The following is a 20,470-nucleotide window of genomic DNA, read 5'->3' as shown; positions in this document are numbered from 1 at the left end:
GATGGACGTGAATGAATACTTAGGGTTGTTTTTAGATGAATCCCAAGAACATATCCAATCGATCAACACACAGTTACTTAAATTAGAACAATCGGGTGGTGCGGATGTTGTACAGGAGATCTTCCGGTCCGCGCACACGCTAAAAGGGATGTCTTCGACGATGGGGTACGAACGCGTTGCCAACTTGACACATGAGATGGAGAGCGCGCTCGACCTCGTCCGTGGCGGCAAAAAGGAAAGTAACCAACTCTTGTTGGATACGATGTTCATCGCCATGGAACAGATGGAAGACATGATTGCGGACATCGAGAGCGGAGGACAAGGCGCGAACGTGGATGTATCAGAAACGGTCGCCGCATTCCAATCCTTCATCGGTGGGAAAGAAGTCGCAGTCGAAAAAACGTCAGAGACGAGCACGTTTGAGATTGATCTATATACGAACTCGGTCATCGAGCAAGCCAAACAGACAGGCTTTGAGGCGTATCAAATCACAGTCAAACTGTCTGACGCGGTCGTCTTGAAAGCGGCCCGTGCGTATATGGTATTCGATCGCCTTCAAGAACTAGGTGAGGTCGTCAGCACACATCCGGAGACAGAAGAAATCGAACAAGAGCAATTTGACTTATCGTTCGACGTCTTATTCTTGTCACAAGAGACGGCAGAAGTGATTGAACATGCCATCGCTCAAGTCTCGGAAGTGGAGCGCGTCGAAGTCAATACGTATACAGAAACAGCGGTCAGTGAGCCAGAAGTCGCTGTGACAGCGGAGACGATTGCACCTGAACCTGTCGTTCAAGCTACCTCGGACAAGGAAGAAGCGAAAGATACGAAAGAGCAAGTAGCCGCTCAAGCACAAGCAAAAACGATTCGCGTCAACTTAGAACGAATTGATCGTCTGATGAACTTATTTGAAGAGTTCATTATCGACCGTGGACGACTTGAGCGCCTGGCGGACGAAGTCGGTCAACCAGAATTGAATGAAACGGTCGAAAAAATCAAGCGGGGAACGAACGAGTTACAATCACTCGTCTTAACCCTCCGGATGATGCCAATCGAACAAGTGTTCAATCGCTTCCCACGAATGGTGCGTTCGGTCGCAAAAGAGATTCATAAAAAAGTCCAGTTGGACATTTCAGGTGCTGAAACAGAACTCGATCGCACGGTCATCGATGAAATTGGCGATCCGCTCGTCCACTTGATCCGTAACGCCATCGATCACGGCATCGAACGTCCGGAAGTACGTCTTCAAGCCGGAAAACCGGAGCAGGGCATGCTTGCACTCCGTGCGTATCACGGCGGAAACCGAGTCTTCATTGAAATCGAGGACGACGGTGCCGGCATCAACGTCGACAAGGTTCGCTCGAAAGCGTTGGAGCGCGGCGTGATCACAGATGAAGAAGCGACGACGATGTCTGAGAACGAATTGGCGATGCTGATCTTTGCTCCGGGCTTCTCGACGGCAGACGTGGTCACTGACTTGTCAGGACGCGGTGTCGGACTCGATGTCGTCAAAAATAAAATCGAGTCACTCGGTGGCGTCGTTTCTTTAGAGACGGTTGCGGGACAGGGCACGAAGTTCCAAGTCAGCTTACCGCTCACCCTCTCGATCATCTCGGCGATGCTCGTTCAAGTGGGAGAGGAATCGTATGCGATTCCATTGACATCGATCCTTGAGACGACATTACTTGATGAAGCGGACATTTTGACAGCACACCGTGAGCGAGTCTTCGACTTCCGTGGTCAACTGGTCCCACTCGTCTACATGAAAGAAATGTTTGGCATCGAATCAGAGACGAAGTCGCAATTCCCGGTCGTCGTCGTTCGAAAAGGCAACAAACTCGTCGGCGTCGTCGTCAACGATTTGATCGGTCAACAAGAAATTGTCATGAAACCGCTCGGTACGTATCTTGAAGGGATTCCAGCTATCTCTGGTGCGACCATTCTTGGTGACGGTCGCGTCGCCCTTATCGTAGATAGTAACGATCTCTTTTAAGGAGGAATATTGATGGAACAGAAATGGGTAGTCTTTTCACTTGAAGAAAATACGTATGGGATCGACGTACAGTCGGTCCGTTCAATCGAGCGACTTCAGCCGATCACACGAGTGCCGAACGCACCGTCACATGTGAAAGGGGTCATCAACCTTCGTGGTGTCGTCACGCCGGTCATCGACCTTCGCTTGCGACTCGGCTACGAAGAAATCGAACCAACGGATGAAACGCGCATCCTGATCGCCTCGTTGAATCAAGGAGATGCCGGATTTATCGTCGACCGTGCGAATGAGGTCGTGGAAAGCGATGAAGTACGAATCGAACCGATTCCGGAATCGAGCCGCGATATGCTCTCGGCACATCTGACAGCCATCGCAAAAGGAGAAGATAAACTCTTCTCCTTACTCGATGCGAATGCGTTGTTTGAGGAACAGTATGCTGAGTGAGTTTGAACAAGACCTGTTAAAGGAACTGGGAAATATAGGGTCTGGACATGCGGCGACTGCCTTGTCGGCAATGCTTTCGAAACCGGTGAACATTACCGTGTCTTCTGCCGAAATGGAACCAATCACTTATTTACCAGAGCGAGTCGGCGGTCCGGAACGACATGTTGCCTCGGTCTTATTGGAATTAGATGGTGATATTCGTGGAATGATCCTCATTTTGTTCGCCGTGGAAGATGCTGAGCAAATGGTTTCGACCTTGATTGGGATGCCATATTCATTTGATTCTTTTGATGAGCTCGGCCAATCGGCTTGGGAAGAGGTCGGGAATATTATGAGCGGTGCTTATGCACGGGCGCTAGGTGACTGGTTACAGACACCGATTATGATTCAAGTGCCGGCAACGGCCATCGATATGGCAGGTTCGATTGTTGAATTTGTCGTCACGTCTGTACAACCTGAGGAAGACGCGGCGCTCTATATCGACACGACATTTATGATTGATCAAAAAGTAAGTGCAGGACATGTGTTGTTCCTACCAACACATGGGTCGCTCAAACGGATTCAAGAACGGTTGCTTGGCAATGGCTGATGTATTAAAAATCGGCATTGCCGAATGGAAGCAGACGACCGCACCAAATCGGTTACGTACAGCCGGGCTCGGGTCATGTGTGGGTGTTATTTTGTATGACACCCGCCTTCAATTGGCGGCGATGGCACATGTCATGTTGCCGGACTCGACGATTGCTCGTAAGAACCAGACGATTGAAGTAGGAAAATACGCAGATACAGCCATCGATGCACTCGTCCATTCATTGAAACGAGAAGGGGCGACGCGACTTCAAGCAAAGATGGCAGGCGGCGCTCAGATGTTTCAGTTTAAATATGAGAACGAGGCGATGCGAATCGGTGAGCGAAACGCCGAGGCCATCCGCCAAGCATTAAAAGTCCATCGTATTCCGCTCGTGGCAGAAGATTGTGGCGGACATAACGGGCGGACAATCGAGTTTGATGTCGCAACATCTGTCTTATCGATTCGGACGGTGAGCGTGGGTACGAAAGAACTATAAGGGGGGATCGACATGACGACTCATCTTACACAGTTGTGGGATCGCTGGAATATGGACCGTGATATGGATACAGCAAACGAATTACTAGCACATTACGAGTTTCTCATCCACTACCACGTACAACGGATGATCGTGACGCTTCCAAAGAGCGTCGAACGCGACGAATTGAAAAGTTTGGGTTACATGGGATTGTACGATGCCCTTATGAAATATGATCCAGAGCACAATAATAAATTTGATACGTATGCTGCGTTTCGGATTCGTGGAGCCATTATCGACGGTTTACGAAAAGTGGATTGGTTACCTCGATCGGTTCGAGAAAAAGTGAAAAAAATCGATCAGGTGGCAGAACAGCTTGAACAGTCGTTACATCGTGCTCCAACGAAGGGCGAGTTAGCTTCGGCATGCGACTTACCGATTGCAGAAATCGAACGAACGATGGCGGAAGGGTACTTTGCCAATATGTTGTCGATTGATGAGGCCGTGACGTTGCAAGAAGAAGGAAAAGTCATGTCTGTCACGTATTTCGACCCGGATTCTGAAAAGCCAGAAGATACGTTGTTGCAACGCGAATTGATTGATGTGCTGGCAGCAGAAGTCGACCATTTATCCGAAAAAGAACGACTCGTCGTCTCTTTGTTTTACTTTGACGAACTGACGTTGACGGAGATTGGGGAAGTGCTCGAACTGTCCACATCTCGGATTTCGCAAATTCATTCCAAAGCGTTGAAGACATTAAAACACGCGCTCGGTCGGTCCTATTTAGAAGAAAAGACATCGTAAGGAGATGAACAAGTGTATATTGTATATGTGATCACAGCTTGTTTGGTTGCTTACGGTTTTTTATTCGGCTACCGACAAGTCCAAGCGCTTCAGGAACGAGTCGAACGGCTCGAACGAGAGAAGCAAGAGACCGAAACGTTGCTTCTTTCATTCATGGAGTCGATGAACGACCTCGTTGTTCAAGAACCCGTTGAACGTTCGAACGTGGTTCAACAGGAAGAAGCTTCATCGCTCCCTGTCAATGAGTCCGTTCAAACGGTCGTAGAGGCGACAGAAGAGACGACCCCGTCCGCGTCAATCGACGTGGACGATGTCTTGTTGCGACATTCCGTGCGGGACGCTGCCCGTATCCTCGGAAAAGGCGAGGGCGAGCTTGCGCTTTATGCGAAACTTCGTAAAAAGTGAGAGTTGCCGGATTTCGTGACATATGCTATAGTAATTCTCGGTGTTAAACACATCACACACGTCTCGGGATGATATTCCTCGGTGCCGAAAGGTCGGAATACAACAATGAACGAGGCGGAGGACTTTTTTAAACCACAAGGAGGAAATTTATCATGGCAGTAATTTCAATGAAGCAATTGCTTGAAGCTGGTGTACACTTCGGTCACCAAACACGCCGTTGGAACCCAAAAATGGCGAAATACATCTTCACAGAGCGTAACGGGATCTACATCATCGACCTTCAAAAGACGGTCAAAAAAGTAGACGAAGCTTACAACTTTGTTCGTGAACTCGCGGCAGAAGGCGGAAACGTCCTCTTCGTTGGTACGAAAAAACAAGCTCAAGATACAATCAAAGAGGAAGCAATCCGTTCTGGAATGTTCTTCATTAACGAGCGTTGGTTGGGTGGAACACTCACTAACTTCTCAACAATCAAAAAGCGTATCAACCGCTTGAAGCAACTCGAAAAAATGGAAGAAGACGGCACGTTCGAAGTACTTCCTAAGAAAGAAGTCATCATCTTGAAGAAAGAAATGACTCGTCTTGAGAAGTTCCTCGGCGGAATCAAGGATATGCCTGGTGTGCCTGACGCCCTCTTCATCGTTGACCCACGTAAAGAGCGTATCGCAATCGCGGAAGCTCACAAATTGAACATCCCAATCGTTGCGATTGTCGACACAAACTGTGACCCAGACGAAATCGACTACGTAATCCCAGCGAACGACGATGCAATTCGTGCAGTTAAATTGCTCACTTCTAAGATGGCAGATGCAATCATCGAAGCGAAGCAAGGTGAAGAAGAAGTTGCTGAAGAAGCTGTAGCGACAGAAGCTGAAGCTACAGAAGCTGAGTAATCAGTGAGACAATAGGTGATAAAGGGAAAGCCTTTTATCACCTTTTTTTAGGACATGTAATCAAAAAGCCCTGTGCTTTTTCTTAAAATTCGTTAGTTTTACAAGGAGGAATTTCCGATGGCAGTTACAGCAGCAATGGTAAAAGAACTTCGTGAAAAAACAGGAGCAGGAATGCTTGATTGCAAAAAAGCACTCGTTGAAACAGACGGTGACATGCAAGCAGCAATCGACTTCCTTCGCGAAAAAGGAATCGCTAAAGCAGCAGCAAAAGGTGATCGTATCGCCGCTGAAGGTTTGACAGCAGTAGCAGTTGAAGGCAACAAAGCTGTGCTCGTCGAAATCAACTCAGAAACAGACTTCGTTGCGAAGAACGAGAAGTTCCAAACACTCGTAAACAACGTAGCAAAAGCAGTACTCGCATCAGGCGCAACAACTGCAGAAGCTGCACTCGCGGCTGAGTACGAAGCAGGTAAAACACTTGAAACGTACATTCAAGAAGAAGCTTCGACAATCGGAGAGAAAATCTCACTCCGTCGTGTAGCTGTTCTTGAAAAAGCTGACGATGCAGTATTCGGTACGTACCTCCACATGGGTGGTCGCATCGGGTCAGTCGTTGTAATCGACGGCACATCTGACGAAACAGTTGCTAAAGACGTTGCAATGCACGTTGCGGCAGCACGTCCACTTTACGCGACACGCGATGAAGTATCAGCTGAAGAAATCGACCGCGAGAAGAAAGTCTTGACTGAGCAAGCACTTAACGAAGGCAAGCCTGCTAACATCGTTGAGAAGATGATTGCTGGTCGTATGAACAAGTACTTCGAGGAAATCTGCCTCGTTGACCAAACGTTCGTAAAAGACAGCGACTTCAAAGTTGGTAAGTACGTAGAATCAAAAGGCGGAAAAATCAACTCGTTCGTACGCTTCGAAGTAGGAGAAGGTATGGAAAAACGTGAAGAGAACTTTGCTGAAGAAGTTATGAACCAACTTAAAAAATAATCTGTGTCACAATCAGTGATGCAACTAAAAATGGGAACACGTCTGTATAACCTTGAGTTAGTTCGTTAAGGGAGCGTGTTCCCTTTTTTCAAGCAAGAGGAGGCAAAGTTATGGAACCGAAATATAAACGAATTGTGTTAAAATTGAGTGGAGAAGCGCTCGCTGGAGATCAAGGTTACGGGATCGACCCTAACATTGTAAACTCAATCTCAAGTCAAATTAAAGAATTGATCGAGATGGGTGTAGAAGTCGCCGTTGTTGTAGGTGCCGGAAACATTTGGCGTGGAAAGACGGGTAGTGAACTCGGGATGGATCGGGCAAACGCAGATTACATGGGTATGCTCGCAACTGTATTGAACTCACTTGCTCTTCAAGATAGCCTTGAAACGTACGGTGTCCAAACGCGCGTCCAAACATCAATTGAAATGCGACAAGTTGCTGAACCATACATTCGTCGTCGCGCAATGCGTCATCTTGAAAAAGGACGCGTCGTTATCTTTGCGGCCGGCACAGGAAACCCATATTTCTCAACGGACACGACAGCTGCTCTCCGTGCGGCTGAAATCGAAGCTGATGTCATCTTAATGGGTAAAAACAATGTGGACGGCGTCTATTCAGCTGATCCGAAATTGGACGCGACGGCAGTGAAGTACGATACGTTGTCTTACCTTGACGTCTTAAAGGATGGACTTCAAGTCATGGACTCGACAGCAACGTCACTTTGTATGGACAACCACATTCCATTGATTGTATTCTCATTGCTTGAAGAAGGTAACATTAAACGTGTCGTTCTCGGGGAACATATCGGGACGGTAGTAGGAGGAGTCAATTCATGAGTGTCAAAGAAGTATTGAAAACAGCTGAAGAAAAAATGGAAAAAGCGCATTCTTCACTTAAACGTGATTTTGGAACGCTTCGCACTGGCCGTGCCAGCGCATCGATTTTGGATCCTGTCCAAGTTGATTACTATGGTGTCCCAACACCACTCAATCAAGTGGCAAACATCAATACACCAGAAGCGCGTCTACTTTTAATTCAACCATGGGATAAGTCGATGGTTTCTGAAGTAGAGAAAGCGATTCAAAAGGCAGACCTCGGCTTGTCTCCATCATCTGACGGTACGGTCATCCGTTTGGCGATTCCTGCATTGACGGAAGAACGTCGTAAAGAATTAGTTAAAGTCACGAAAAAATACGCAGAAGAAGCGAAGGTCGCTGTCCGTAACGTACGTCGTGATGCAAATGAAAACTTGAAGAAACTCGAGAAAGATGGCGAGTTAACAGAAGACGATCTCCGCGGATATGCAGATGACGTTCAAACGTTGACGGATTCGTATATCAAGAAGATTGATGAATCTGCAGCAATTAAAGAAAAAGAAATCATGGAAGTGTAATCACGGAAGTGGTATACCAAAAAGCTGTGTGGGGACCCTTTTTCTGAGAGGGTCCTTCTTTCATACAATCAGGAGGATAACAGAATGTTTAAATGGGTGAATCCTAAAACGAAAATCGAGGCGGAGTTAAGTGTTCCTGAGCACGTAGCCATCATCATGGATGGAAATGGGCGCTGGGCCAAAAAACGTGGTCTCCCTCGCATCATGGGTCACCGGGAAGGGATGAAGTCCATCCGGGAAGCGGTACGAACAGCGCAGGAACTCGGGATTCGGTCTCTGACGCTTTATGCGTTCTCTACAGAGAATTGGACTCGTCCGGAAGAGGAAGTCTCATTCTTGATGAAACTGCCGAAACAGTTTTTGGAGACCGATTTGAAAGAACTCCACGAACAGAATGTACGGGTGCTCGTTGCGGGAGATACGTCGAAACTCCCACGAGAGACACGAGAAGCCGTTAACGAGGCGAGAGAACGGACCGTTGCGAACACAGGGTTGAACCTTGTCTTCGCACTCAACTACGGGGGACGAGATGAGCTCGTTCAAGCGATGCGTAGCATTGCAGCAGACGTTCAGTCCGGTTTGGTTCAGGCAGACGATATCGATGATCGTATGATTGGTGAACGACTCATGACACACGTTCAAGATGTAGATCTCGTTATTCGGACGAGCGGTGAGCAACGACTCTCTAACTTTTTATTATGGCAAAGCGCGTATGCTGAACTTCATTTCACAGAAGTATTGTGGCCGGAATTTAAGCGTGAGCATTTTGTAGAAGCGATTGAATCATACAACGCGCGCACGCGACGTTTTGGTGGGGTGTAACATGAAGACACGTATTATTACAGGACTATGGGCAGGAGCCATCTTCATCACGGTGATTGCGCTTGGAGGCAATGCCTTCGTTTCATTGATGGGGATTCTGGCACTCATCGGATTGAGTGAATTCACGTTGATGCGACAGCATAAGCTGTTGGCGTTTCCGTTCTTAGTGACAGCGCTCCTCGTGGCGTTCCCGTTCCTCTTATTATTGCTTAAGACTCAAGTTGTCACGGATGAACTTCCGTTCTCGATTGAACAATGGCTCGTCTTAGGGCTCGTGTTGTTGCTGTTTTGGACAGTGGTCACGAAAAATCGGTTCACGTATGAAGACGCTAGTTTTTACTTCGTCTCAGCGGTCTATTTAGTCGTCGGTTTCTCTAGTTTTGCGTTAGTCCGGCTCTCTGAGGACGGTCTATCGAAAGTGCTGCTAATCTTGTTTATGATTTGGGCGACAGACTCGGGAGCGTATTTTACCGGAAAAGCATTCGGGAAAGCCAAGTTATGGCCATCGATTAGTCCGAATAAGACGATTGAAGGGGCGATTGGGGGCATTGTGTCTGCGATTGTACTCGGTATCATCTTTGTCTGGATTGATCCGATCTTGCCGATGATCGAGGTCGCCATTTTAGCGATTGTCGTAGCAGTAGTCGGACAGCTCGGGGATTTGGTGCAGTCTGCTTATAAGCGTCAGTACGGAGTCAAAGATTCAGGTCATCTGTTACCGGGACATGGTGGCATTTTAGACCGGTTTGATAGTATGATTGCGGTCTTTACCGTCATTTGGGTGTTTAATCTGCTTTAAAAAGGAGTGTCGAGATGAAGCGAATTAGCTTAATTGGGGGGACTGGTTCGATTGGCGTTCAAACTTGTGACGTCATCGAACAGCACCCTGACCTGTTTGAACTTGAGGCGTATGCGTTCGGAACGAACGTCGAGGTCGCCACGGAATGGATCAATCGACTTAGACCAAAATATGTGTCGGCAACGAGTATCGAAGTACTCGAACAGTTGAAGCCGCGTCTTACATATGAACCTCTCTACTTTATTGGACCGGAGGGGCTGAAGGAGTGTGCGACGGCAGAACGGGCTGACATCGTCGTGACGGCAGTCGTTGGAGCAGTTGGACTTGAACCGACGCTTGCGGCGATTCAAGCAGGGAAAGATATTGCACTCGCCAACAAGGAAACACTCGTTACCGCAGGACATCTTGTCAAAGCGGCCGTGAAAGAACATGGGGTCAACCTGTTGCCTGTCGACAGTGAACACTCCGCAATCTATCAATGTTTGAACGGGGAACGAAGAGAAGATGTATCCAAGATTATTCTAACGGCTTCAGGCGGTAGTTTCCGTGATCGTTCACGCGATGAGCTGGCTGATGTGACTGTTGAAGACGCACTGAATCATCCGAACTGGTCAATGGGAGCAAAAATCACCATCGATTCGGCGACGATGTTCAACAAAGGCTTGGAAGTCATCGAGGCACACTGGCTGTTCGATATCGATTATAATGATATTGAAGTCATCTTACATCGTGAATCGATTATTCATTCGATGGTCGAATTTAAAGATGCTGCCGTGATGGCCCAGCTCGGAAACCCGGATATGCGTGGTCCGATCCTTTATGCGCTATCGGGACCGAAGCGGCTTGAAATCGAGGGGAATAAGCGGTTAAACTTGAAGGAAATCGGAAAGCTGCATTTTGAAGAGACTGATTTCAATCGCTACCCGGCACTCCGATTAGCGTTCGAAGCAGGAAGAGCCGGTGGTTCCATGCCGACCGTCCTGAATGCAGCCAATGAAGTGGCAGTAGACCTATTCTTGAACGGTCAGATCACGTTTTTAGAGATTGAACGACTCGTCGAAGATGCGATGGCTCGACATGAGGTCATCGCCGAGCCGACGCTCGCGCAAATTCTAGAAGTTGACCGAGCAGTACGTCAACAGATTCAGCAAGGAATTGAAGGTGGGGAATAAATCATGACGACTTTTATCGCCATCGTTTTGATGTTTGGCGTTCTCATTTCGGTACACGAATGGGGACACCTCGTCATGGCGAAACGGGCAGGCATTCTCTGTCACGAGTTTGCAATCGGATTCGGTCCAAAAATTGTTTCATTCCGTAAAAATGAAACGCTCTATACCATTCGTCTTTTACCAATCGGTGGCTACGTCAAAATGGCCGGAGAAGATTTTGAACCGATTGAAGTCCGTGCGGGTCAGCATGTCGGACTCCGGCTCACCGAACAGGGGACGGTCGATCGCGTCTACTTCCAACCGGACACGGCTATAGATGTCCATGTCGTCGGAACCGTCGATAAGTTCGATTCGACACATGAGTTGAAAGTACAACTTCTCATCGATGAGGAAGTGCGTGTCTATTCATTAGAGCGAGATACACTCCTTGTCGACCAAGGGATGGAAATTCAAATCGCACCGTATGATCGAACATTTGGAGCCCAGTCGGTTTGGAAACGTGTCTTGGCCATCGCAGCCGGTCCGGCGATGAACTTCGTCTTGGCGTTCATCTTGCTCATTATTGTGGGGCTCGTTCAAGGAACCCCAACGAACGATGGTCAAATCGGTACGGTTCAACCGGATTCAGCCGCTGATGAGGCTGGTTTGATGAGCGGGGATGAAATCGTATCGATTGAAGGTGAGCCGATTACCGATTGGCTCGACTTACGATCTGCTTTAGAAGACCGGGCGGACACCCCTACGGAAGTCACATATGTCCGTGATGGGGAGGAAGCAACTGTCACCCTCACACCACAAGCAGTCGAACAAAACGGAGAGACGGTCGGAATCCTTGGTGTCACGAACGCACTCGAGCGATCACCGGTCAAAGCCGTGACGACGGGAGCGGAAACGACATGGACGATGTCGACGCTCATCTTCTCTGCGGTCGGTGATTTGGTGACAGGACAAGTCGGTGTCGATCAACTAGCAGGTCCGGTCGGGATTGTACGGATGACAGATGAAGTAGCGGCGAGCGGTTTGATCATGCTGTTGAACTGGACAGCGCTTCTCTCCGTCAACCTTGCTATCTTCAACTTGCTCCCATTGCCAGCGTTAGACGGAGGACGTTTGATTTTCCTCTTGTTCGAAGCGGTACGCGGACGTCCAATCGATCCGAAAAAAGAAGGATTCGTCCACTTTATCGGATTCGCACTCTTGATGATTTTAATGTTGATTGTCACTTGGAACGACATTCAATCATTCTTTAAATAAGCTGTTTGTAGAGAAGGGAAACGTTGAACTGTATGAAACAATCTAGATTGCTCATGCCTACATTGAGAGAAGTTCCGGCTGACGCGGAAGCGGTCAGCCATCAACTCCTCGTCCGTGGAGGATTCATCCGTCAAAATGCGGCAGGAATTTATTCTTATCTTCCACTCGGACATAAGGTGTTACACAACATCCAAACAATCATCCGTGAAGAGATGAATCGTGCCGGTGCACAAGAGTTATTGATGCCTGCCATTCAACCGGCAGAACTTTGGGAAGAGACAGGACGTTGGGGCATTTACGGTCCTGAGTTGATGCGCTTGACGGACCGTCATGACCGTCGTTTCGCACTCGGTGCGACACACGAAGAATTGATCACATCAATCGTCCGAGACGAGCTCAACTCGTATAAAAAACTTCCGATGAACTTGTACCAGATTCAAACGAAGTATCGTGATGAGCGTCGTCCACGTTTCGGGTTGCTCCGCGGACGTGAGTTCTTGATGAAAGACGCCTACTCATTCCACGCGACACAAGAAGACTTAGATGAAGAATATACAAACATGTATAATGCGTACTCACGCATCTTCGACCGCACAGGACTGAAGTATCGTCCGGTCGTCGCGGACTCTGGGGCAATCGGCGGGAAAGATACGCATGAATTCCAAGCGCTTGCGGATATCGGGGAAGACACGATTGTCTACACCGATACGTCGAACTATGCGGCGAACATCGAGATGGCCGAAACGCTCGACCGTTATGAGATGCAGCAAGCTGACGTTCGTCCACTCGAAAAAGTGGACACGGAAGAGAATCGTACGATTGAAGATGTGGCGGCATTCTTGAACGTGGATCCGAAGACGACAATCAAATCTGTCTTGTTCAACGTGGATGGCGAAACCGTCATGGCAATCGTTCGTGGCGACCACGAAGCGAATGAAGTCAAAGTGAAGAACGCACTCGGTGGACTCGACATTCAACTTGAAGAAGAAGCGAAAATCGTTGAGTTGTTTAACTGTGCGCCAGGTACACTCGGACCGATTAACGCTCCGGTCAAAGTCGTTGCCGACTATGCGGTCAAGTACTTAGTGGATGCAGTCTGTGGTGCCAACGAGGCGAACACACACTACACGGGTGTAAACGCTGCGCGCGACCTTGCCGAAATGACATACCACGATTTACGTTTCGTTGTCGAAGGCGATTTGGCACCGGATGAGTCCGGTCCGGTTCGTTTTGCTCGTGGGATTGAAGTGGGACAAGTATTTAAACTCGGGACACGATATTCAGAAGCGATGGGTGCGACGTTCCTCAACGAAGAGGGTCGTGCCGAACCACTCATCATGGGTTGCTACGGCATTGGGGTGTCACGCACACTTTCAGCCATCGTCGAACAACATCACGACGACCGTGGAATCGTTTGGCCGCGTAACGTGGCGCCGTTCGATCTCCATTTGATTGCAATCAATGCAAAAGATGAGACGCAAGTCGAGTTGGCGAACCGTCTTTATGAAGAGCTCGGTCAAACATACGATGTCTTGTTCGACGACCGAAAAGAACGCGCGGGCGTCAAGTTTGCAGATGCAGATTTGATTGGACTTCCGATTCGCGTGAACGTCGGGAAAAAAGCCGGCGAAGGCATCGTTGAAGTGAAAGTACGTGCAATAGGTGAAGTGATTGAAACATCAATCGATGAATTGAAAGAAGTCATCGCTTCAAAATTTAGCGAAGTTCATTAATGGATGAAGGTGACAGCGGAAGCGGTCACCTTCATTTGTCGAATTGGCATAAAGGGGGAAAGACGGACCCGTGGAAGCAAATCAAAAGATGCAATTATTATTAAGTGACCTTGGGATCACGACCGAGACGGACCTGTTTGATCAGGCCGAACTCTCACGGCTCGTCGTCAACAAGAAGCGACGGACGTGGACGTTTTATTTTTCATTTCCAAAAGTATTGCCATACGACGTGCATCAATTGTTCATGAGTCGATTAGAAAGCCGTTATGCGACGTTCGCGGATGAGGTGTACGCTCGGTTCTCGACAACAGCTGGTGGAAGTGAGCAAGACTATATCGACTATTGGCCGCGAATCGTCAGCGAGTTGAGCCAAGTTTCTGGTGCGATGCGCAGTTATTTCGGTTCCGTTTCGCCACGATTCGAGCAGAACAAACTCATGATCCCGGTGCGTTCCGCACCTGAGGCGAGTTATGTGGACAAAGAGCTCTGCCAAGAAGTGCAGGCGCTCTATAGTGCCTATGGGTTCACGAAAAAACCGTGTCAGGCTCAATTTTCGGAAGACGCTGAGGCGAATCAGGCCCTTCGCGAACAGGTCGTTCAAGAAGACATCGAACAAGCGAAAATGGCACTGGCTGCTCAATTCGCCAAGGCAACAGAAACGAATGACGAACCGATCACAGAAATCCGGATGGGTGCGCTCATTAAAGATGAGATCGTCCCAATCAAGACGATTATCGAGGAAGAACGACGTGTCGCGATTCGTGGACTCGTCTTCTCGGCAGAACGGAAAGAATTGAAGAGTGGGAAGAAACTGTTCACGTTCAAGATGACGGATTACACCGACTCATTGATTGTGAAAGTATTTGCCCGCGATGACGATGACGACCGTATGCTCAGTGCCGTCAAAAAAGGCATGTGGATTCAAACAGCTGGGCGGGTCGAAGATGATTCGTTCATGCGCGAACTATGTATGATGGCATCTCAACTTCAAGAAGTGAAGGTCGAACCGCCACGTGACGAATGGGAAGGCGAGAAGCGTGTCGAACTTCACGCGCACACACAGATGAGCCAAATGGATGCCGTCACAAACGTCTCGGCGCTCGTCGCCCGTGCTGCGAAATGGGGACATCGTGCCATTGCCATCACCGACCATGCCGGAGTCCAGGCGTTCCCAGAAGCGTATTATGCCGGGAAGAAGAACGACATTAAAGTGTTATACGGAGTTGAGGCGAACGTCGTCAACGATGGTGTCCCCGTCGCCTATCATGCGACCGATGTGGCATTGGAAGATGCGACATACGTCGTCTTCGACGTCGAGACGACGGGACTTTCTGCCGTCTACAATAAAATCATCGAACTTGCCGGGGTTAAAATCAAGGACGGGGAAATCATTGACCGGTTTGAGGCGTTCGCAGACCCGAAACATGCATTGTCAGCGACCACGATTGAATTGACAGGGATCACGGATGACATGGTCCAAGGTCAACCGGACCCGGAAGTGATCACGAAACAGTTCGTCGATTGGTGTGGCGACAGCATTCTCGTCGCCCATAACGCGTCATTCGATATGGGCTTCCTTGAGGCGACTCTTCGTAGCGGAGGACATGAACCAGATGATTATCCGGTCATCGATACGCTCGAACTTGCTCGAACGTTGATGCCGACGTTGAAGAATCATCGACTCAATACACTTGCGAAGCGATTCGATATCGAACTGACACAACATCACCGTGCCATTTATGATGCGGAAGCAACAGCATATTTGCTCATGAAGCTACTCGATCTCGCTAAGCAGATGTTCGAGATGACGACACATCGCTCGTTGAACGCGAAAGTCGGGAGTGACGTATCGAAGATTCGTCCGTTTCATGCGACTATCTACGCTAAAAATAAAAAGCCAGGACTTCGTCATTTATATGAGCTCATCTCCTTATCTCACATCGATTACTTGTATCGGATGGCACGCATGCCACGTTCCGAGCTCGTGAAGCGACGGGAAGGACTGTTGATTGGTTCGGCTTGCGATAACGGGGAGATTTTTGACGCCGCCTTGAACAAGTCGGATGATGAACTCGAGAAGATAATGTCGTTTTACGACTTTATCGAGATTCATCCGCCGGCACTCTACCATCATTTAATTGATAAAGAGATTGTGGCGAATGAGTTAGAACTCCGCGAAATCATTAAGCGTATCATTCGCGTCGCCGAGAAGGCCGAGTTACCGGTTTGTGCGACAGGGAATGTGCACTATCTAGATCGGTCCGACCGGTCTTATCGCGAAATTTTGATTCGTACTCAAGGTGGGGCGAACTTTATCAATATGCGTAAAGAATTACCGCATGCGCACTTTCGGACGACGAAAGAAATGATGGAAGAGTTCAAGTTTTTAGGTGACGATTTAGCGCGTGAAATCGTCATCACGAATCCGAATGCGATTGCCGACCAGATTGAGTCGATTCAAATCATCCCGGATGATTTGTATACGCCGAAAATTGAAGGTGCGGATGATGAGGTTCGGAATATGAGCTACGACATGGCTCGCTCCATCTACGGGGACGAGCTGCCTGAGATCGTGGAGGCGCGTCTTGAGAAAGAGCTCAAGTCGATTATCGGTCACGGGTTCGCCGTCATTTACTTGATTTCGCATAAACTCGTTAAAAAATCACTCGATGATGGGTATCTGGTCGGGTCGCGTGGGTCGGTCGGTTCGAGTCTCGTCGCAACGATGACGGAGATCACCGAAGTCAACCCGCTACCACCTCACTACGTCTGTCCGAACTGTCAGCACTCACATTTCTTCAACGACGGGTCGGTCGGGTCGGGATATGACTTACCGGACAAGGAGTGTCCGGAGTGCGGCACGTGGTACAAAAAAGACGGTCATGACATTCCGTTCGAGACGTTCCTCGGTTTCAAAGGGGACAAAGTACCAGATATCGACTTGAACTTCTCAGGTGAATATCAACCGCATGCCCACGCCTATACAAAAGTGCTGTTCGGAGAAGAGTATGTGTATCGTGCCGGGACAATCGGAACGATTGCCGACAAGACGGCTTATGGATACGTGAAAGGCTATGCGACCGAGAACGATAAGATTTACCGGAACGCCGAGGTGGACCGTCTCGTGTCCGGGGTCACCGGGGTGAAACGGACGACAGGGCAACACCCAGGGGGGATCATCGTCGTACCGGACTACATGGACATCGCGGATATCTCCCCGATTCAATATCCGGCGGATGACAATTCTTCTGAGTGGAAGACGACTCACTTTGACTTCCACTCCATCCATGACAACTTATTGAAACTCGATATTCTCGGGCATGATGACCCGACCGTCATCCGGATGTTACAGGACTTGTCTGGTATCGATCCGAAGACGATTCCGACGGATGATCCGACTGTCATGAAGATTTTTTCTTCACCAGAAGTGCTTGGGGTGACACCGGAACAGATTGAATCGAAAACCGGGACGCTCGGGATTCCAGAATTCGGGACGAAGTTCGTCCGTCAGATGCTTGAAGAGACAAAACCGTCAACGTTCTCGGAACTCGTTCAAATCTCTGGTCTATCTCACGGAACAGACGTCTGGCTCGGGAACGCGAACGAATTGATTTATAACGGGACGTGCGAACTGAAAGATGTCATCGGTTGTCGAGACGACATCATGGTCTATCTGATTTATGCAGGCCTCGAACCATCATTCGCCTTTAAAATCATGGAGTCCGTCCGGAAAGGGAAAGGACTCACGGAAGAGATGGAATCCGAGATGCGGGAGAATGACGTGCCGGAATGGTATATCTCGTCTTGTAAGAAAATCAAGTACATGTTCCCGAAAGCGCACGCGACTGCCTACGTCTTGATGGCGGTTCGGATTGCATACTTCAAAGTGCATCATCCGATTCTGTACTACGCGACGTACTTTACCGTTCGGGCGGGAGATTTTGACTTGTCCGCAATGATTAAAGGTCCTCAGGCCGTACGGAAGGCGATGTCGGATATCCGAGAAAAAGGGTTCGATGCGACGGCGAAGGATAAAGGACTGCACACGGTCCTTGAACTGGCACTCGAAATGCTCGAGCGGGGTATGAAGTTCCAAAACATCGACTTGTATCGGTCGAGCGCGACAGAGTTCTTGATTGAAGACAATACGCTGATTCCACCGTTCAATGCGGTCGATGGCCTTGGAACGAATGCGGCGAAAGCAATCGTCGAAGCGAGAGAAGAAGGACAGTTCCTTTCGAAAGAAGATTTGCGGAAACGTGCGAAACTTTCGAAAACGGTCATCGAGACACTCGATACGATGAAATGTCTCGAAGGTCTGCCTGATGAGAACCAACTCTCATTCTTTGATTTTGGGGTGTAAGTTGCGATTTATCGGGAAAATATGATATATTGGTATCGAACAAAGTTGGATACTACGACGGAAAGGAGTAGGGAACCCTACTCCTTTCTTGTATGTAAAAGCCAGAAGGAGGGATGAGAGTGTCCAAAATAACAGAAGTCGTTGAATCGATTGCGTTGCTGATCGTAGAACGGGAAAACATGGAATTGGTCGATGTGGAATTCGTTAAGGAAGGTCCAGACTGGTTCTTGCGCGTCTATATCGATAAGCCGGGGGGCGTCGATTTGGACGATTGCGTCAATATCAATGAACAGCTCTCGGAAAAACTAAACGAAACCGATCCGATTGAACAGGCTTATTATCTTGATGTCTCGAGTCCTGGTGCGGAGCGTCCGCTGAAAAAGCCGAGCGATTTTGAACGTGCGGTAGGCAAAAATGTCTACATGAAAACGTTCGCTCCGATCGATGGTGCCAAAGAGTTTGAAGGAATTTTGACGGCATATGATGGGGAAACGGTCGTGATCGAGACACGCATCAAGACAAGAAAAAAAACGGTATCGCTACCGGTAGACAAAATTGCACAAGCCCGCTTAGCGGTCACGTTTAGTTAAGGAGAGGGAAGAAGATGGGTCCACAATTACTCACTACAATCGATCAGATTGCCAAAGAAAAAGGAATCGACAAAAACATCATTATCGATGCACTCGAACAAGCGCTTATTTCTGCGTATCGTCGCAACGTGGCGAACCCGAACGAGCACGTGAAAGTCGAGTTTGATCAGGTGACGGGGGATATCCGTGTCTATGCACTTTTAGAAGTCGTAGAGCGCCTCACGCAACCGGACCAACAGCTCTCACTTGAAGAAGCACATGAAATCGATCCGAACTATGAGCTCGGTGATTTCCATAAAGAAGAAGTCACTCCGAGTGATTTCGGACGCGTCGCGGCGATGACAGCTAAACAAGTCGTCACACAGAAAATGCGTGAAGCGGAGCGCGAGCGCATCTACAACCACTTCGCTGACAAAGAAGATGAAATCATGACAGGAATCGTGGAGCGTTTCGACCCACGCAACCTGTATATCGGTCTCGAGAACAACATCGAAGCCGTATTGACACCAAATGAACAGATGCCGAACGAGTCATACCAAATCCATGACCGTATCAAAGTATACGTGACAAAAGTAGATTCAACGACAAAAGGTTCAGGTGCTGCGATTCAAGTTTCGCGTACGCATCCGGGACTTTTGCGCCGTTTGTTCGAACTCGAAGTTCCTGAGATTTCAAATGGGACAGTCGACGTGATGTCAGTATCGCGTGAAGCGGGTGACCGTTCGAAAATCGCTGTACACTCTGATATCGTCGACCCGGTCGGCGCATGCGTCGGACCGAAAGGACAACGTGTTCAAACGATTGTCGACGAATTGAACGGCGAGAAAATTGATATCGTCCGCTGGTCTGAAGACCCGAAAGAGTTCGTTCGTAACGCACTCAGCCCGGCTCAGGTCGTTGCGGTATATGTCAACGAGCCAGCAAAATCGACGACAGTCGTCGTACCGGACTATCAATTGTCACTCGCAATCGGGAAACGTGGTCAAAACGCCCGTCTCGCTGCGAAATTGACAGGATGGAAAATCGACATCAAGAGTGAAACGGATGCCGAAGCACTTGATTTGTTCGATACGTTCGCTGAAAAAGTTGAATCAGAACCAGAAATTGTTCAAAATGAAGTAGAACAAGACTTATCAGATGCTACAGTTGAAACGACTGCGGTGAAAGAAGAGGAATGACCATGAAGCAAAAGAAACTTCCTTTGCGTAAGTGTGTGGTCACACAGGAAATGCTCCCGAAAAAAGAATTGATTCGTGTCGTTCGGACGCCTGAAGGTGACGTGGTCATCGATCAGACGGGTAAAGTGAACGGTCGTGGTGCTTACTTATCAAAAGATATCGAAGTCGTTCGTCAAGCAGAGAAAAAACGGACGCTCGACCATCACTTGAAAGTAAAGACGAGCGACGACTTGTATGAACAGTTGAAAGCTGTCGCAGGTGGCGAATCATGAGCCAGTGGGAATCATTGTTAGGCCTTGCTGCTCGAGCGAGGAAAGTAACGATGGGAGAAGAGTTTGTATTAAAGGATGTACGAGCAGGTCGTGCCAAGCTCGTCATTCTAGCCGGAGATGCAGGTGCCTCGACGAAAAAACGAGTCACTGACAAATGTGCGTCTTATCAAGTGCCATTGATTGAAGTGAGCGATCGCTATACAATCGGTGCCGCACTCGGTAAAGACATGCGTGTCGTCGTATCGGTGACAGAATCCGGATTTGCGAACAAGCTTAAGCAACTTCTCTCTTAACTATTAACGGAGGTGGA

At 48.6% G+C, this 20,470-nt stretch carries 20 protein-coding genes; all 20 read left to right on the top strand.

From position 1 onward, the window contains the following. Position 1: 1 nt before the first annotated feature. The 20 genes from KNO61_RS05305 (at position 2) to KNO61_RS05210 (ending at position 20,453) form a co-directional block, all read left to right on the top strand. Complete coding sequence (locus KNO61_RS05305) at positions 2-1,993, top strand: chemotaxis protein CheA (protein ID WP_214684474.1); 1,992 nt, start codon at positions 2-4, stop codon at positions 1,991-1,993. Positions 1,994-2,005: 12 nt separating this feature from the next. Further along, positions 2,006-2,437, top strand: coding sequence for a chemotaxis protein CheW (locus KNO61_RS05300; protein ID WP_015881410.1), 432 nt, complete (start codon positions 2,006-2,008; stop codon positions 2,435-2,437). Continuing rightward, positions 2,427-3,026 carry a chemotaxis protein CheC gene (locus KNO61_RS05295; RefSeq protein WP_015881411.1) on the top strand — a complete coding sequence of 200 codons (600 nt, stop codon included), beginning with the start codon at positions 2,427-2,429 and terminating at the stop codon, positions 3,024-3,026. Before KNO61_RS05300 ends, KNO61_RS05295 begins: the two co-directional genes overlap by 11 nt. Then, entirely contained in the window at positions 3,019-3,504 is a 486-nt protein-coding gene (locus KNO61_RS05290; protein ID WP_015881412.1) for a chemotaxis protein CheD, read from the top strand. Before KNO61_RS05295 ends, KNO61_RS05290 begins: the two co-directional genes overlap by 8 nt. A 12-nt stretch (positions 3,505-3,516) precedes the next feature. After that, a complete protein-coding gene (locus tag KNO61_RS05285; RefSeq protein WP_214872722.1) occupies positions 3,517-4,287 on the top strand; it encodes a FliA/WhiG family RNA polymerase sigma factor in 771 nt (256 codons plus the stop codon). A 12-nt stretch (positions 4,288-4,299) separates the two neighbouring features. Then, on the top strand, positions 4,300-4,692 hold the full coding sequence (locus KNO61_RS05280) for a hypothetical protein (RefSeq protein WP_074037229.1): 393 nt from the start codon (positions 4,300-4,302) through the stop codon (positions 4,690-4,692). 152 nt (positions 4,693-4,844) lie between these two features. Continuing rightward, entirely contained in the window at positions 4,845-5,585 is a 741-nt protein-coding gene (gene rpsB, locus KNO61_RS05275; RefSeq protein WP_015881415.1) for a 30S ribosomal protein S2, read from the top strand. A gap of 117 nt (positions 5,586-5,702) precedes the next feature. After that, positions 5,703-6,584 carry a translation elongation factor Ts gene (tsf, locus tag KNO61_RS05270; RefSeq protein WP_078146717.1) on the top strand — a complete coding sequence of 294 codons (882 nt, stop codon included), beginning with the start codon at positions 5,703-5,705 and terminating at the stop codon, positions 6,582-6,584. A gap of 110 nt (positions 6,585-6,694) precedes the next feature. Continuing rightward, positions 6,695-7,420, top strand: coding sequence for a UMP kinase (gene pyrH, locus KNO61_RS05265; RefSeq protein WP_015881417.1), 726 nt, complete (start codon positions 6,695-6,697; stop codon positions 7,418-7,420). Next, the gene (frr, locus tag KNO61_RS05260; RefSeq protein WP_031421698.1) at positions 7,417-7,977 is read left to right on the top strand and encodes a ribosome recycling factor; all 561 of its coding nucleotides are present in this window, start codon (positions 7,417-7,419) and stop codon (positions 7,975-7,977) included. The genes pyrH and frr overlap by 4 nt, the downstream gene beginning before the upstream one ends. Before the next feature lie 84 nt (positions 7,978-8,061). Further along, a complete protein-coding gene (locus KNO61_RS05255) occupies positions 8,062-8,799 on the top strand; it encodes an undecaprenyl pyrophosphate synthase (protein ID WP_214687942.1) in 738 nt (245 codons plus the stop codon). 1 nt (position 8,800) lies between these two features. Next, entirely contained in the window at positions 8,801-9,598 is a 798-nt protein-coding gene (locus KNO61_RS05250; RefSeq protein ID WP_214687943.1) for a phosphatidate cytidylyltransferase, read from the top strand. A 14-nt stretch (positions 9,599-9,612) separates the two neighbouring features. Beyond that, the gene (gene dxr, locus KNO61_RS05245; protein WP_078146720.1) at positions 9,613-10,770 is read left to right on the top strand and encodes a 1-deoxy-D-xylulose-5-phosphate reductoisomerase; all 1,158 of its coding nucleotides are present in this window, start codon (positions 9,613-9,615) and stop codon (positions 10,768-10,770) included. A gap of 3 nt (positions 10,771-10,773) precedes the next feature. Beyond that, the gene (gene rseP, locus KNO61_RS05240; RefSeq protein ID WP_214872721.1) at positions 10,774-12,024 is read left to right on the top strand and encodes an RIP metalloprotease RseP; all 1,251 of its coding nucleotides are present in this window, start codon (positions 10,774-10,776) and stop codon (positions 12,022-12,024) included. 32 nt (positions 12,025-12,056) lie between these two features. Then, positions 12,057-13,757, top strand: coding sequence for a proline--tRNA ligase (locus KNO61_RS05235; protein WP_214872720.1), 1,701 nt, complete (start codon positions 12,057-12,059; stop codon positions 13,755-13,757). Positions 13,758-13,827: 70 nt separating this feature from the next. Further along, the gene (locus KNO61_RS05230; protein WP_214872719.1) at positions 13,828-18,120 is read left to right on the top strand and encodes a PolC-type DNA polymerase III; all 4,293 of its coding nucleotides are present in this window, start codon (positions 13,828-13,830) and stop codon (positions 18,118-18,120) included. Between the two features lie 119 nt (positions 18,121-18,239). After that, positions 18,240-18,710 carry a ribosome maturation factor RimP gene (gene rimP, locus KNO61_RS05225; RefSeq protein WP_371816586.1) on the top strand — a complete coding sequence of 157 codons (471 nt, stop codon included), beginning with the start codon at positions 18,240-18,242 and terminating at the stop codon, positions 18,708-18,710. 14 nt (positions 18,711-18,724) lie between these two features. Beyond that, the gene (gene nusA, locus KNO61_RS05220) at positions 18,725-19,888 is read left to right on the top strand and encodes a transcription termination factor NusA (protein ID WP_074037219.1); all 1,164 of its coding nucleotides are present in this window, start codon (positions 18,725-18,727) and stop codon (positions 19,886-19,888) included. Next, positions 19,885-20,160, top strand: coding sequence for an RNase P modulator RnpM (rnpM, locus tag KNO61_RS05215; RefSeq protein ID WP_193343251.1), 276 nt, complete (start codon positions 19,885-19,887; stop codon positions 20,158-20,160). Before nusA ends, rnpM begins: the two co-directional genes overlap by 4 nt. Further along, positions 20,157-20,453, top strand: coding sequence for a YlxQ family RNA-binding protein (locus KNO61_RS05210; RefSeq protein WP_015881428.1), 297 nt, complete (start codon positions 20,157-20,159; stop codon positions 20,451-20,453). Before rnpM ends, KNO61_RS05210 begins: the two co-directional genes overlap by 4 nt. The last annotated feature ends 17 nt before the right edge of the window (positions 20,454-20,470 follow it).

It is taken from the genome of Exiguobacterium sp. s140, from assembly GCF_018617035.1.
GTDB classification, from domain to species: domain Bacteria; phylum Bacillota; class Bacilli; order Exiguobacteriales; family Exiguobacteriaceae; genus Exiguobacterium; species Exiguobacterium profundum.
The sequence above is the reverse complement of the archived record's forward strand: the minus strand, read 5'-3'. Positions and strand labels throughout refer to the sequence as shown.

Bases quoted from the DNA above. Each gene is read 5' to 3' on its own strand.
- KNO61_RS05305 (WP_214684474.1), top strand. From the start codon at position 2: ATGGACGTGAATGAATACTTAGGGTTGTTTTTAGATGAATCCCAAGAA.
- KNO61_RS05300 (WP_015881410.1), top strand. From the start codon at position 2,006: ATGGAACAGAAATGGGTAGTCTTTTCACTTGAAGAAAATACGTATGGG.
- KNO61_RS05295 (WP_015881411.1), top strand. From the start codon at position 2,427: ATGCTGAGTGAGTTTGAACAAGACCTGTTAAAGGAACTGGGAAATATA.
- KNO61_RS05290 (WP_015881412.1), top strand. From the start codon at position 3,019: ATGGCTGATGTATTAAAAATCGGCATTGCCGAATGGAAGCAGACGACC.
- KNO61_RS05285 (WP_214872722.1), top strand. From the start codon at position 3,517: ATGACGACTCATCTTACACAGTTGTGGGATCGCTGGAATATGGACCGT.
- rpsB (WP_015881415.1), top strand. From the start codon at position 4,845: ATGGCAGTAATTTCAATGAAGCAATTGCTTGAAGCTGGTGTACACTTC.
- tsf (WP_078146717.1), top strand. From the start codon at position 5,703: ATGGCAGTTACAGCAGCAATGGTAAAAGAACTTCGTGAAAAAACAGGA.
- pyrH (WP_015881417.1), top strand. From the start codon at position 6,695: ATGGAACCGAAATATAAACGAATTGTGTTAAAATTGAGTGGAGAAGCG.
- frr (WP_031421698.1), top strand. From the start codon at position 7,417: ATGAGTGTCAAAGAAGTATTGAAAACAGCTGAAGAAAAAATGGAAAAA.
- KNO61_RS05255 (WP_214687942.1), top strand. From the start codon at position 8,062: ATGTTTAAATGGGTGAATCCTAAAACGAAAATCGAGGCGGAGTTAAGT.
- KNO61_RS05250 (WP_214687943.1), top strand. From the start codon at position 8,801: ATGAAGACACGTATTATTACAGGACTATGGGCAGGAGCCATCTTCATC.
- dxr (WP_078146720.1), top strand. From the start codon at position 9,613: ATGAAGCGAATTAGCTTAATTGGGGGGACTGGTTCGATTGGCGTTCAA.
- rseP (WP_214872721.1), top strand. From the start codon at position 10,774: ATGACGACTTTTATCGCCATCGTTTTGATGTTTGGCGTTCTCATTTCG.
- KNO61_RS05235 (WP_214872720.1), top strand. From the start codon at position 12,057: ATGAAACAATCTAGATTGCTCATGCCTACATTGAGAGAAGTTCCGGCT.
- nusA (WP_074037219.1), top strand. From the start codon at position 18,725: ATGGGTCCACAATTACTCACTACAATCGATCAGATTGCCAAAGAAAAA.
- rnpM (WP_193343251.1), top strand. From the start codon at position 19,885: ATGACCATGAAGCAAAAGAAACTTCCTTTGCGTAAGTGTGTGGTCACA.
- KNO61_RS05210 (WP_015881428.1), top strand. From the start codon at position 20,157: ATGAGCCAGTGGGAATCATTGTTAGGCCTTGCTGCTCGAGCGAGGAAA.